10 protein-coding genes and 1 pseudogene are annotated in these 14,230 nt (G+C 54.0%); 7 read left to right on the forward strand and 4 right to left on the reverse strand.

What is annotated here, in order from left to right:
• Positions 1–58 precede the first annotated feature (58 nt).
• Together AABM55_RS18570 and AABM55_RS18575 are read right to left on the reverse strand one after the other, a co-directional pair.
• On the reverse strand, positions 59–571 hold the full coding sequence (locus tag AABM55_RS18570; protein ID WP_347927256.1) for a hypothetical protein: 513 nt from the start codon (positions 569–571) through the stop codon (positions 59–61).
• Between the two features lie 138 nt (positions 572–709).
• Positions 710–1,381: pseudogene (locus tag AABM55_RS18575) on the reverse strand (transposase); the annotation flags it as partial.
• Between the two features lie 341 nt (positions 1,382–1,722).
• Here AABM55_RS18575 and AABM55_RS18580 point away from each other — a divergent pair.
• The 3 genes from AABM55_RS18580 (at position 1,723) to AABM55_RS18590 (ending at position 5,202) form a co-directional block, all read left to right on the forward strand.
• Entirely contained in the window at positions 1,723–3,471 is a 1,749-nt protein-coding gene (locus AABM55_RS18580) for an ATP-binding protein (protein ID WP_347927257.1), read from the forward strand.
• A gap of 62 nt (positions 3,472–3,533) precedes the next feature.
• Positions 3,534–4,229 carry a hypothetical protein gene (locus tag AABM55_RS18585; RefSeq protein ID WP_347927258.1) on the forward strand — a complete coding sequence of 232 codons (696 nt, stop codon included), beginning with the start codon at positions 3,534–3,536 and terminating at the stop codon, positions 4,227–4,229.
• Between the two features lie 166 nt (positions 4,230–4,395).
• On the forward strand, positions 4,396–5,202 hold the full coding sequence (locus tag AABM55_RS18590) for a restriction endonuclease (RefSeq protein ID WP_347927259.1): 807 nt from the start codon (positions 4,396–4,398) through the stop codon (positions 5,200–5,202).
• A 398-nt stretch (positions 5,203–5,600) separates the two neighbouring features.
• Here AABM55_RS18590 and AABM55_RS18595 read toward each other — a convergent pair whose 3' ends face one another.
• Positions 5,601–8,612, reverse strand: a complete 3,012-nt coding sequence (locus AABM55_RS18595) for a DEAD/DEAH box helicase family protein (protein ID WP_347927260.1) — start codon at positions 8,610–8,612, stop codon at positions 5,601–5,603.
• A gap of 439 nt (positions 8,613–9,051) precedes the next feature.
• Positions 9,052–9,324, reverse strand: coding sequence for a hypothetical protein (locus AABM55_RS18600; RefSeq protein ID WP_347927261.1), 273 nt, complete (start codon positions 9,322–9,324; stop codon positions 9,052–9,054).
• A gap of 368 nt (positions 9,325–9,692) precedes the next feature.
• Between AABM55_RS18600 and kdpF the strand changes: the two genes are divergently transcribed.
• From kdpF to kdpC, 4 genes are read left to right on the forward strand one after another with little or no spacing between them, the layout of a single operon-like run.
• Entirely contained in the window at positions 9,693–9,785 is a 93-nt protein-coding gene (kdpF, locus tag AABM55_RS18605) for a K(+)-transporting ATPase subunit F (protein ID WP_019689681.1), read from the forward strand.
• Positions 9,782–11,554, forward strand: a complete 1,773-nt coding sequence (gene kdpA, locus AABM55_RS18610) for a potassium-transporting ATPase subunit KdpA (protein WP_347927262.1) — start codon at positions 9,782–9,784, stop codon at positions 11,552–11,554. Before kdpF ends, kdpA begins: the two co-directional genes overlap by 4 nt.
• Before the next feature lie 10 nt (positions 11,555–11,564).
• A complete protein-coding gene (gene kdpB / locus AABM55_RS18615) occupies positions 11,565–13,643 on the forward strand; it encodes a potassium-transporting ATPase subunit KdpB (protein ID WP_347927263.1) in 2,079 nt (692 codons plus the stop codon).
• Positions 13,644–13,655: 12 nt separating this feature from the next.
• On the forward strand, positions 13,656–14,228 hold the full coding sequence (gene kdpC, locus AABM55_RS18620; protein ID WP_347927264.1) for a potassium-transporting ATPase subunit KdpC: 573 nt from the start codon (positions 13,656–13,658) through the stop codon (positions 14,226–14,228).
• Positions 14,229–14,230 lie beyond the last annotated feature (2 nt).

Raw genomic sequence — 14,230 nt, forward strand, 5'->3', positions numbered from 1 at the left:
GAGGCTGATGACAGATAAATAAGTCTGCCCCATTTTCACTTTTTAGATCCGCCACCGCTCAAGCAAGCGCCATCACCCTGTTTACCCGCCTCACCAACTGCCAGTGGACGATCCACAGCGGCAACGCCAAAGCTCCTCCCAGCGAACCAAGTTCGTTGGGCAGCAATGAAACAATCTGCGCGGTACACCACCCCAGCCCTGAGAACAGGCCAAAGCTTTTGAACGAGCCCAGAGCTTTGTTATGCCTGGCTTCACGCCGTAGCGATCGGGCCACGTGAACGACAATAAAAAAGTCTTCAATGAAGTTGTAAGGCAGCAGAAACATCAGCCATACACTTCGAGGCGACGCCACCCTGGATGAAGGTTTGACCAATGTCAGCGAGCGCTGAAGGTCGCGGCAATAAAAGAATACGGCGCTCAGGAACACCAGCGTCAACATCGACGCCCCGATGCTGCCCATTGCCTCCAGTTCGCTGAAGATTCCCCCGGCCACCGAAGGATGTACCAAAGGCCACGCCAACGCCCAGGCCACGGGGAGGGTCAGCAGAATCTTGAAGACGACGAGCAACATCGGCGAACCCCGCAATCAATGACAGTCGCCATTATGCCGCAGCGGATTTTGCCTTGAATGCGGTCACGGGTCGCAGGCGAGCCCCTACAACGGGGGACGGATTGATTGTTCCGGAAATAAATCTGTCCCCTATTTTCTCAGATAATTCGTGGAGTAAGCGTAGAACTCTGGGCCGCCTGGAGCAGCCGTCCAGCGGGCTTGAGGATCCGTCAGCGATAGGCGTTTCGGTAGCGTTTCGGCCAGAGCCTCTTCATCGAGGGCTTCAAGATACTCACGCACGGCGCGGGTGCTCAGGGCCGGATCGCTCCAGTTGACCTGTTCATCACCCGGTACACCGCGCTGCCGACTCGCATCCGCTTTGATGATGCTGGCGTCCACGGCAAAGCCTTCACCTTTGACCAAGCCTGCGTCCATGCAACGACGCAGCACTTCATTGAACAGCCAGCGAAAGAGATCGCTGTCCCGAAAACGGCCGTGTCTATTTTTGGAAAAGGTCGAGTGATTGGGGACTTCATCTTCAAGGCTCAACCGGCAGAACCAGCGATACGCCAGGTTCAAATGGGCCTCTTCGCACAATCGCCGCTCTGAGCGAATGCCATAGCAGTAGCCCACGATCAGCATGCTAATCATCAGCTCAGGGTCAATCGAAGGACGCCCAATTGGGCTGTAAAAATCGGCGAGGTAATGGCGCAAGTCGCTCAGATCGAGACACCGATCAATGCTGCGCAGAGGGTGATTGGCTGGGATGTGATCTTCAAGGTTGAACGAGTAAAACAGTCGTTCCTGCCCACTCGATAACTGTCCCATCATGCTGCGTGCTTCCCTGCTGGCCAATGTAGCGATTTTGCCGCAGGCCAGACAGGGGAGCTACTTTTTCAACAGAATCGGCCAATAGCAGTCATTCGTATCTAATACGGAGCTCACTGCACGTCTGGTAATGTAGTTACCCACTCGTGATGCGGCACGGCGGTATCCTCCGCGACGACAGAGCAATCGAGGTCGAATTGCTCCAGCAGCGCACCCACCACATCTAAATAGCTAATTGCCACCAACAGGTTGTGTCGGTTAAAACGTTGTCATCAATCGCCATCCGTCGGGCGTCCCGCCCGATATGCTCGTATTAAGGTGGTTCACATGGACATGACGAACCGATGAACAAATTACATTTTCAGGTGGACTCACGCCTGGCAACTTTGCTCAGTCAGGAGTACGCCTCAACGGAGAAGGCGTTGAAAGAGCTGGTAGACAACGCTTGGGACGCTGATGCAGAACACGTATCGATCACTCTGCCATCCCCTCTCAGCAGTGATCCAATTCTGATCATTGATGACGGTACGGGCATGACCGCTCAGGAACTCTCCGCCCATTATCTAAAAATCGCATCCGATCGCCGTTCCAAACGAGGTCTGCGAACGGCTGGTAAACAGCGGCTGATCAAAGGCCGGAAAGGTATCGGTAAGTTTGCAGGCTTGATGGCAGCGTCAGTGATGAAATTAAAAACTCGGGCGCGAAGCAGTGAAGTCAGCTTCACGTTGAGCCTTAAGGCGCTAGAGGAGCAGTCTGATATTGAACACCTACCGATCGACGCCGAGGTGCAGCCATGTCCGCCGGACCTGCACGGCACATCAATTACCCTATCAGAACTGCATCAAGAACTCGCCTACCCTGATGCCAACAAGCTCCGCCAAATCCTTCTGCAAGAGTACGGTAGACAGAAAGACTTCAGTATCACGGTCAACGGCAAGCCGCTGGCCATCGATGACCTCTCTGGCACTTACAGCGAAGACAGTACCACTCTCCCGGAGGCAGGTGACGTAACTCTGCGCTTCGCCATCAGTGATGCCAAAGCTGGCCTGCGACAGCCGGGGATCACCTTGATGGTCGACGGAAAAGCGGTTGGAAAGCCAAGCTTCTTCGGCCTAGACGAATGCGATGATTTTCCGCCCAAGCTTCTCAGAAAGTTGTTTGGCGAAATTGACGCGGATGGTTTGAGCGAACAGGTCACTGCCGGATGGGATGCTGTGGTGGAGAACAGCGAGCTGTTTCATCAGGTTTCAGAGCACGTACAGGGGAAGCTAAGAGCTGCGTTTGTGGAAACACATGGAATGGAAATGCGTCTGGCCCATGCTCGACTGCAGAAGACAATCCATGAACGATTGGCTGGAATGCCAGAGTTCAAACGTGAGTACGCGGATCGCGCCATCAAGCGAATTTTAGAAAAGTATTATGACGAAGCACCGAGCAAGGTCGAGCCAATAGTATTCGTGATTTTGGAAGCGCTTGAGCGATCCGACTACCGGATTCTTCTTGAACATGTAGCAGAGGCAAAGCGTCGTGACATCTCTGCCGTGGTGGACTCACTAAGCGAATTTGGCCTTGCGGATATGGCCTTCCTGGTAGAACAAGCCAACGCTCGATCTGCTTACTTAGACCAACTCGAGATGTTGGCAGCAACGACCAATACGCTTGAGGCGACCATGCATCGAGCCATAGAAAACAGCCTCTGGATCCTCGGGGCCGAGTACTCGCTCTTCAGCTCGAACAAGACGCTGCAACGTCAGGTGGAAGACTACCTCGGCGACCGGTACGTAGGTGAGCTTGCCTCCAAGCGACCTGATCTCCTCCTGAGCGAAGACCTCAATGGAGAGTACCTGCTGATTGAGTTCAAGCGACCCAGTCACGCACTCAAATACGTCGATTACCAACAAGCCACCGGCTATCGCCATGACTTCGCCAAGCATGTCAGCAAGCCGATCAAGGTCCTGATAATAGGGGGCAAGCGGTCTGAGGACTTTCCGGTGGCAAACCTTGAACCTAACGTTTCGGCAATGCTGTTCGTCGATGTCTTTTCCACTGCAAGAAGACAAATCCAGTGGCAATTACGGTCACATCCGGCCTAATCCAGCCCCACTAGAAACCTTATCAGCAATGACACTCTTAACGATTACAGGAAGCCGGGACTATGATCTTTGACGCCAATAGGTATGCCGAAGCCTATTACCTAAATATCCAGCCCTCGCCGGGCAACGACTACCCACGACTCAAAGCCTGGGAGTTCCTTTACGAGTACATCTGGGACGAATCCCGTACTGACTGGGCTAACCTCATCTCAGAGGATCAGATAGAGACGACAGCGCTGCACATTGGTTTCTACCTAGCTAACTGGGGGATGTTCCGCGGTTCCTCAGGACTTCTACAGAACAGCAACCTTGATCTGATGAAAGCTTTAACCAAGCTTCTTTTCGAAGGACAAGGCCCGGAGCTGCTGGAGCTCTCTATGGATGATTTCGCCGAAGACGCTCCAAATTTGGCATACCACCAGCAACTGCTGGATTCAGTACTGGACTCTATGGAGTCGTTAGCATCTAACGTATCCTGGACAGATACTCTCAAGACCAAGATCCTGATGGGGATCTGGGGAGAATGCCCGGCCCTTGACCGATTTTATATCGCTGCTTGCCGAAATTTATTCCCACGTCGCCCCTCTATCACCACTGCCAGCGGGAAGGGCCTTACCGCTCTGGTCGGTGTGATTCAGGAGCTAGATACTCCCTCCCCGCCCCTGAAAACAGGACGTTTAAAACTTACTTACCCCACTGCTCGAGTTATGGACATGGCGCTATTCCAATACGGACTCGAACTACAGAGAGGAGAATGAGGGACAACGGCTATAAACAGTTGTCAATGAGCAGGGCTTATTTTAATGAAACGAATGAAAAGGGGACAGGCTATTTCTCTGTCACCAACCTTGACAGCAATGAAAAATAAATCTGTCACTTTTCCACCCTACTTTTTAAATTTTAATCAGTTAAAACCAGGAAATTATGGATTTTTCGAATCTTAATGGCGAGCAATTCGAGTCCTTGATTGAGGAAGTATTAATTGCGAAGGGCTTCACTGTCACCAGCAGACCAGCAAGAGGGCCAGATCAAGGTTGCGACATCATAGTAGAGAGATATGTGACAGATGATATGGGGCTATCACAACAAGAAGTCTGGCTAGTGCAGTGTAAAAACAACTCAGTTAGCGGAAAGTCGGTAAGAGAGAGCGATATCGGAAACTTTTATTTAAAAATGCAGCAACATAGAGCAAACCGATTCCTTCTAGCCACAACCACGACACCTGCGGAGACTGTGAAATCACAGTTTAAAGCGCTCAACGAAGATAGCTCGCTAAATAGAAAGGCTATATTTTGGAACTATCAGGACCTCATAATTATTCTTGATAAATTTGAAGAAATCAGAAATCGTTACCAATACTGGGACGCTGAGGCAGAAAACCTGTGCGAGCTTATAACTTCAGATCATAAACTTTTCTCCTATCATCGAGGTGTTATGCCTTGGGGCGACAAGAAAACTGCCATTTATGGAAACGACGGCTATGACCCGAATCCTGGAGAGCCAATAAACGAATTCACACGCCGTACTCGACGACAAGTTGAGATCCTCATCAAACTTGTCAAACAAGAGGATTTGCAGACACTAGCCTTCGGAAAGTCGAAAAGTGGTGCTACATGGGTTGTTCTAGTCAACTCAAACGATCAAGTCAAACTGAGCGAAATGCTTAATTCTGCCTTTTGGGCTGCTTATGAGGAACAGATTGGACAAAAAAATAGTGTAGAAAGGGAATAGATTTATTTATCTGCCGTCAACCTCGACGCAATGAAAAATAAATCTATCCCCTTTTACAATCGCCTCGTTACGGGGCTGGACAGCCTCTGACCGACTGACTGCTTCGGCCGATTCTGTTGAAAAAGTCGGTTTTCTGAAACGGCCAGGATAGCCATCGGTGAAAACGTCTTTTTAGGACGCTGCTACGTGAAATCTGAGTCCAGCAACCTCTCTCGAAGGTAAAGATTTCAATCTCAGACGCACGCTTTTCTGCTGCGGAAACCATGGCCGACTTTTTCAACAGAATCGGCCGAAAGCTGTCTGTCGCAAGCTGCTCCTAGCGCCCCATTGCTGCCGGTCAACATCGGCAGAGATCGGCCAGAGGCATTCATTCGGCTGAAGGCTAGTCATCAGCCTCCTCAGGGCGAAGTAAAAATCCTTAAATCCACATCTAATTCATCCGCAGTGCTCAGCCAATCCTCGATAAGCTGAAAGGCTTGAATACTCTCGGGCGAAGACTTGAGTGGATTTCCCATGCTTTTGATGAAGTGGTCACTGGAAAACGAATTTCCGCCTACGATCCAGATCTCTTTTTTGCATCTCATTGATTTTCTTCGTTCGCAAATAAGATCCCAGACCCGCTCAGAAAGAGAGCCATCAGGCGCTACTGGATGATTTATCTGACCATCGAATAATCTATAACGCGTCCCGAGCGGATAAGTTGCATCGTTGGAGGGCCAGTACCCATTCCACGTTTTAAAATTTCCCGGCTTTATATTCTTGTTGTTTGAAACAAGCATATGAATATTTTTTATCGCTTGACTCCCGACCTCGGCGAGAGCACCTGCTGATGATCTTGGGTTGAGGGTATCGCCACACTTGACATGAACGAAACATAGCCTCTCCGGGGATGACAAAATGAAATCACCCGGTTCAACACCCATATCGCAGCAAAGCACGAGATCACAACCAGGTATGAACTTGGCGAACGGCCCTAGCTCGCCGTGTGGAGTGCCTGAACTACCATATCCCTTTAGCCTGTCGATGAGGTAAAAAATCGAGTCCGTATCAAAGCTATCTTTGGTGGTTCGAAAATATTTGTGATCCCGGACGTGACCTTTCTCCTTTAGATTTTGGCTCCGCATCTCTGGAAGTGGAAACAGTGAGGCACACGCAAAACTTTGTTCTGCCTCGATTCCCCGCTCATAAGGAAGTGCCAACCGGTAAAAATTTCCACCTAGATACGTTACCCCATCCTCATACAGAACTTTCAATCGCTGGCCAACATTTAGATATTCCACTACCCATTTATGATCAGCCCTTTCTTCAGAAACACCAGCAAGCTGGACTTCGAAACATGAGTCATCATCCGAGTATGTCAAAGCCAGCTCCACCAACTCACCCTGTGCATGGAAGCTGACTCCGTCATTGAAATCTACGTAAAGAAACTCAGCATGGATCTCGCCCCGGCCAATCTGCTCAGGTCCGTCTAGTTCAGTGAAATCCAGCAATACAGAAAGAATTTTTGTGTCCGGCCTTTCAGCTATCGGCTGCGCGTAAGACTTGATAAGCCGTCCAGCATTGCCTCCTGCCTCGATGCATTCGCTAACTATATCGATCCATTGAGAAAGATCATAAAGCGTGAAATTTGATTCCTTCTGATCGACCACTCGGCCTGATCTGGCCCCAATGTAGTAGCTGCTGTCTTTCTTCCCGTCCAGGCCGATATTGTCGACTTTCACCATAGTTAGGGCATATCTGGAATTGCTCTGATTACTACGACTTCCATCTAGGTTCTGTCCCTTCAAAGCCACAGACTCCGGACGTCGTACAGCTTGACCAATAGCTCGGGCGTGAGTCTCCTTGACCTGATGAATCGCTGTCCTGGCCGCCAACGCAGTAAGCTTGTCGATATGGATGGCATTACGAAGCCGATACTGCTCTTGGTTGTAGTATCGCCCGCCGCCGCTATCGAATATTGCTACAGCTGAATCCATCTCCTTTACGACAATTACATGCAGTCTTGGCTCAAAAAACAGCTTGTTAGAAAAGAATTTTGAGCTATTAAACGACACGTAGACCATAACTTTTAGGTCGAGAACCTCCTCATAGCTCTTGACCAAAGCCCCGGTTCCATGAAGCTCCCAGTAGAGGCGATCCATAAGTAGGGACAGGGAGAATTCTGCCTCCTTCTGCACGAAGCACACCGAAGCTTGAGGGATTTTGATGTCGTCCTCAGGAACTAGCTCATTGAGATCCACACGTTCCTTAAATTTACCGTCGAAATAGCTGTACTTGGGGAAGCTATCGAGGAAGGACTCGATTAGGTAACTCGTACTGAGAGACTTTACAAATTCTGACGCTCCTCCACTGGCGAGATAATCGTCAAATTTTTGGTAGCCATCCCACATCCCCTCATTCGCCCCCCGGCTAAGATCCAATACCAAGGGCCGCGCATTCCCATAACGCCGGACGATCCGGCCGACAGCCTGTACCAGCTCTCGCCCACTACCCAACTCGTAGGTCAAGACCAACAGTTTGGCTTCGGGAATGTCTATGCCTTCGTCAAGCTTATGCTGGTGGACGATTACCCTGAGGCCATCAACCTTAAGCGCTCGTCCAACCCGCTTAAACTTATTTTCCTCGTCTTGATTTTCCAATCGTTCATGGACACTTGCGGTGCAAAAAAGTGGAGCTAGTAGTTCGTGATATTTCTCGATTTCCTCAAGGCTCTTGCACTTGACGATACATTTTAGATTATCGTCAACCTCCAGATAACCCGTAATCCTCGCAAGCATTTTCGCTTCATCGGCAACCTGCTCATAAAAAGGCTCCGAAATCACTCCATCGCCTACAGCGTCTTTAAAAGTGAAGACATAGAAATGTTCTGTACTCACATTTAATTCAAATAGATCATTTCTATAAGGGGTCGCAGTAATCACCACTTTCATAGCGGAAGATTGTCGGATTATTTCTCGCCAAACGGGGGACGGCTCAGAGTGGCCTTCATCAACAATAATTAGATCGAAGTCCTGCTGAACTTTTCCAAGCACCTCATCTCCGATAAATGTTAACTTCTGAAAACTGGTGATATAAATACCATCACCTTGACCGAAATCAGAGTCCCTGAAAGTTCTTTTCAGCTTGAAGTCCGCATCATTGATCGTAACACGAAAGAATTTTTTAGAAATCTCTCGGAAAAGTTGATCCTTTACTGCTTTGCGGTGACATATAACAAGGACTTTAGCTGCACTAGAGAGATGGGATATAAGCGAGATGACACCCGTTTTTCCCGCACCGGTAGGCAGATTTATTAAGAAGGCCTTATCCGCATCGCTTTCCTCGGCATACTTCACGAAACTTCGCACCGCGCTGAGTTGGCAGCTTCTTAGCTTTTCTTTCGCTGACTCCAAGTATTCGAGAATGTTCACAACGTTCGTCCATGTCGAAATAGGGCGTGCTCGTAACACCTCTGCCTACTAAAGCAGTGCCTTAGCAGGCAAATGCATCTAAATGCCATGACCTACAGTATCTGGATACTAAGTGACGGTAAAGTGAGCGATTACAACCGCACGGGAGCAAGAGGGTGAGGCTCATCCTTGCTTCTCATCATGTACCGCTTCCTACGTCGGTACCAATTTGTTGCGTCCACCGGTTGAATCCACAGTCGCTTGTTGCCATTGCCGATGGGCGCCCCTTTTTGTACAAGGGCATAGTAAATCGGAGACTTTCGGTGCATGCAGAATAGCCAAGATCGCAGCCTGCGGCAGCTCCTACGCCGGGCAGTCGAGTCCATACGTAAATCCGCAGGCCGCAATCTTTCAAACGCTTAACAGACAGGCATCACACCTTCAAACCGCCCGCCTTCACTCACTCCCCCGCCTCCTCCCGCAATCGTCTACCAATCACATCCATCAAATCGCACCCATCGCGCAACGGAATGGCCAGCAGTTTGGCGAAGTCGGCGAGCACCACCGTATCGCTCTCGATATCAGCACGAAAGGCGATATTTTCCAGCACCTGAGTAACCGTGCGGATTCGATAATCAGCAGTGGCTTGCAGCACGTCGAGTGGGGCTTGGGTGTCGATGAGCAGGGAGGCAGGGATCAGGTCGATTCCGGTGAGGGGCATGTATCGATTCATTTTGAAGATCTCTTATTAATGGGATCCTCTGTGATCAGGTCGCCAAACCTAGTCGCCATGTGGGCGACGGGACGAACTATAAGCCCCACCCCATCACGGAACAAGGTGACGGATTCTTGGGTTTACGTAGGACCCGTATTGATACGCTCCCGAACCTTTAAACACCTCGTTGTACCCGACCAGCATCTTTATCAAATCTTTATTTCCCCGCCCCGAATCCTGTCAACAACTTTCCAAGCGTCCATTTAGGCTTTCCTCATTCCCGGAGGAAACGCCATGGACTTCTTCTATCTGCTACTCGGTGCACTGTTTCTCATCATTCTGGTCGGTCTGACCTACGGCTGCGCGGCGCTCAACAGGAGGCGGTCATGACCGGTTTCTATCTTTTCGGCGGCCTCATTGCGGCCGGCTTGCTGGTTTACCTCGTCGCCGCGCTGCTGTTTCCGGAGGACTTCCTGTGACTATTCAAGCCTGGGTTTTACTCGGCGCCTTTCTCCTGGCGCTGGGCCTTCTGGCCTGGCCACTGGGGCGTTGGCTGACCACGGTGATGGAGGGCCGGTTTGCCTTTGGTTCGCGCATCGAGTCGCCGCTGTATCGCCTGGCCGGCGTCAAGCCTGAAGCGCAGATGGGGTGGCTCCAGTACGCGCTGGCATTGATTCTGTTCAACGCGTTGGGGGTGCTGGCGGTTTATGCCTTGCAACGGTTGCAAGGCGTGCTGCCGTTCAACCCGCAGGGGTTTGCGGCCGTCACTCCCGACTCCTCGTTCAACACTGCTTTCAGCTTCGTGACCAACACCAACTGGCAAGCCTATAGCGGTGAGTCGACGATGAGTTACCTGACGCAGATGCTCGCGCTGACGGTGCAGAACTTCCTGTCCGCCGCCACCGGCATTGTGGTGGCGGTGGCGCTGATCCGCGGGTTCGCCCGCCACAGCGTGGACAGCATCGGCAACGCCTGGACTGATCTCACCCGCGTCACCTTGTGGGTGCTGCTGCCACTGTCGCTGATACTCGCGTTGTTCTTTGTCAGTCAGGGCGTGATTCAAAACCTTGACCCGTATAAAGACGTCTCGACACTGGAGGTCATGCAGTACCAGAACCCGGTGCTGAATGACGCCGGCCAGCCGACCCTCGATGCCCAGGGCAATCCGGTGACCAAGGCCGCCAGCACCGACAAGCAGACGATTGCCATGGGGCCGGTCGCCTCGCAAGAAGCGATCAAGATGCTCGGCACCAATGGCGGCGGTTTCTTCAACGCCAACTCGTCGCACCCCTACGAGAACCCGACCGCCATCACCAACTTCTTCCAGTTGCTCGCGATCTTCCTGATCCCGACCGCGCTGTGTTTCGTCTTCGGTCATGTCGTCGGTGACATACGCCAGGGCTGGGCGCTGCTGGCGACGATGACGATCATCTTCGTGATTGCGGTGGTGGCCGTCACCCATTACGAACAGCTGGGCAATCCACAGTTTTCAGCGCTGGGCATTGATACGGCGGCGGGCAACATGGAGGGCAAGGAAGTGCGCTTCGGTATCAGCGCCTCCAGCCTGTTTGCGGCCGTGACCACGGCGGCTTCATGCGGTGCGGTCAACGCGATGCACGACTCGTTCACCCCGTTGGGCGGTGCGGTGCCGCTGGTGCTGATGCAACTCGGTGAAGTGGTGTTCGGCGGCACCGGTTCCGGTCTGTACGGCATGCTGATATTCGCCATTCTCGCGGTGTTTATCGCCGGTCTGATGATCGGCCGTACGCCTGAATACCTGGGCAAGAAGATCGAAGCCTTCGAGATGAAAATGGTCGCCATCGCGATCCTGGTGACGCCGTTGCTGGTGCTGTTCGGGACCGCCATTGCGGTGATGGCCGAGGCCGGCAAGCTGGGGATCGCCAACCCTGGCGCCCATGGTTTCTCGGAGATCCTCTACGCCTTCACCTCGGCAGCCAACAACAATGGCAGCGCCTTCGCCGGTCTGTCGGCCAACACCCCGTTCTACAACATCATGCTGGCCATCGCCTTTTGGCTAGGCCGCTTCGGCGTGATCGTACCGGTGCTCGCCGTCGCTGGCAGCCTCGCCGCGAAAAAACGCCTGGCGGTCACCGGCGGCACGATGCCGACCCACGGGATGCTGTTCGTTGTACTGCTGATTGGCACGGTGTTGCTGGTCGGCTTGCTGAACTACGTACCGGCGCTCGCGCTGGGGCCCGTCGTCGAACACCTCATCATGATCAAGTGAGACCACGAACATGACACGTAAAGCGTTCTCCTTGTTCGACCCGAAACTGATAAGGCCTGCGATGGTCGAGTCGGTGCGCAAACTCAGCCCACGAATCCAGTGGCGCAACCCGGTGATGTTTGTCGTCTACATCGGCGCGATCATCACCACTGCCCTCTGGGCGCAGGCCCTCAGCGGCAAGGGCGAAGCCAGCAGCGGGTTCATCCTCGCGATTGCCTTGTGGCTGTGGTTTACCCTGCTGTTCGCCAACTTTGCCGAAGCGCTGGCTGAAGGTCGCAGCAAGGCCCAGGCGGCCTCCCTGCGCGACCTGAAAAAGCAAACCTGGGCCAAGAAACTGCGCGAACCGCACTACGGCGCCGAGTGGCAGTTGGCTCAGTCGAGTGACCTGTGCAAAGGCGACGTGGTGGTGGTTGAAGCCGGTGACCTCGCGAACTCGGTGATCCCCGCCGACGGCGAGGTGATCGAAGGCGCGGCTTCGGTGGACGAGTCGGCGATTACCGGCGAATCGGCTCCGGTGATTCGCGAGTCTGGCGGCGACTTCTCGTCGGTGACCGGCGGTACGCGGGTGCTGTCGGACTGGATCGTCGTCCGCGTGACCGCCAACCCCGGCGAGACCTTCGTCGACCGCATGATTGCCATGGTCGAAAATGCCAAACGGCAAAAGACCCCGAACGAAATCGCCCTGTCGATCCTGCTGGTCGCATTGACCATCGTGTTCCTCGGCGTGACAGTGACGCTCCTGCCCTACTCCCTGTTTGGGGTCGCAGCCGCCAAATCCGGCTCGCCGGTCTCGATCACCGTGCTCATCTCGTTGTTGGTGTGTCTGATCCCCACGACCATTGCCGGGCTGCTGTCGGCGGTCGGTGTGGCGGGCATGAGCCGCATGATGGAAGCCAACGTGATCGCCACCTCCGGGCGGGCCGTGGAGGCTGCCGGTGATGTCGACGTGTTGCTGCTCGACAAGACCGGGACCATCACCTTGGGCAACCGCCACGCCTCGGCGTTCTTGCCGGCGCCGGGGATCAAGGAAGCGGAGCTGGCGGATATCGCACAGCTTGCGTCACTGGCCGACGAAACGCCTGAGGGGCGCAGCATCGTGGTCCTGGCCAAACAACGGTTCAACCTGCGCGAACGCGACATCACCGCGCTGCACGCGCACTTCGTGCACTTTTCGGCGCAGACCCGCATGAGCGGCGTCAACATGGATGAGCGGCAACTGCGCAAGGGCGCCGGCGAGGCGATCCTCAAGCATGTCCAAAGCCTGGGCGGACACTTTCCGGAAGCGGTGCAAACCATCGTCGACCAAGTGGCTCAGCGCGGCAGTACGCCGCTGGTGGTCGCCGATGGGGCCAGGGTGCTGGGCGTCATCGAGCTCAAGGACATCGTCAAGGGCGGCATCAAGGAGCGCTTCTCCGAGCTGCGGCGCATGGGGATCAAGACTGTGATGGTGACCGGGGACAACCGGATCACCGCTGCCGCCATCGCCGCCGAGGCCGGTGTCGATGACTTTTTGGCGGAAGCCACACCCGAACAAAAACTCGAACTGATCCGCAGCTATCAAGCCGAAGGCCGGCTGGTGGCCATGACCGGCGACGGCACCAACGATGCCCCGGCACTGGCGCAGGCGGATGTCGCCGTTGCGATGAACTCCGGGACTCAAGCCGCCAAGGAAGCCGGCAACATGGTCGACCTCGACAGCAACCCGACCAAGTTGATCGAGGTGGTGGAAACCGGCAAACAGATGCTGATGACCCGGGGTTCGCTGACCACGTTCTCGATTGCCAACGACATCGCCAAGTATTTCGCGATCGTGCCGGCAGCCTTTGTCAGCACTTACCCGCAGCTCGCGGCACTGAACATCATGGGCCTGACGAGCCCGAATTCGGCGGTGCTATCGGCGGTGATTTTCAACGCGCTAATCATCATTTTCCTGATTCCCCTGGCGCTCCGAGGCGTGAAGTACCGCCCGGTCGGTGCCGCGCTTTTGTTGCGCCGCAACCTGTTGATCTACGGGTTGGGTGGGGTGATCGTTCCATTCATTGGCATCAAAGTGATCGACATGGCGCTGTCCGCTGTCGGTCTGACTTGAGGGAGTATGGCTATGTTATCTCTGCTGCGTCCGGCGTTGACCCTGCTGATTGCACTGTCACTGCTCACCGGCCTGGCCTATCCACTGGTCACAACCGGCATTGCCAGGCTGGTCTTTCCGCATCAGGCGGCGGGTAGCCTGATCGAGAGAGACGGCAAAACCGTGGGCTCGCTGTTGATCGGTCAGGGCTTCAGTGATCCGAAGTATTTCTGGAGCCGCCCTTCCGCCACCAGCCCCATGCCCTACAACCCGCTGGCCTCGGGCGGCTCGAACCTCGGTCCGCTGAACCCGGCGCTGGCGGATGCGCTGAAGGGCCGCATCGATGCCTTGCACGCTGCCGATCCCGGCAACACCGCCACGGTGCCCGCCGACCTGGTCTACAGTTCCGCCAGTGGGCTTGATCCGCATATCAGCATTGCCGCGGCGCTGTACCAGGCGGGCCGGGTTTCGCGGGTGCGCAACCTGCCCGTCGACAAGGTTCGCGAGCTGATCAACCAACACGCCGAAGGCACGCTGTTCGGGTTTCTCGGCGAGCCTCGGGTCAACGTTCTGGAACTGAACCTGGCACTCGACGCCGCACATTGAGC

This window comes from Pseudomonas helvetica, assembly GCF_039908645.1.
Lineage (GTDB): Bacteria > Pseudomonadota > Gammaproteobacteria > Pseudomonadales > Pseudomonadaceae > Aquipseudomonas > Aquipseudomonas helvetica.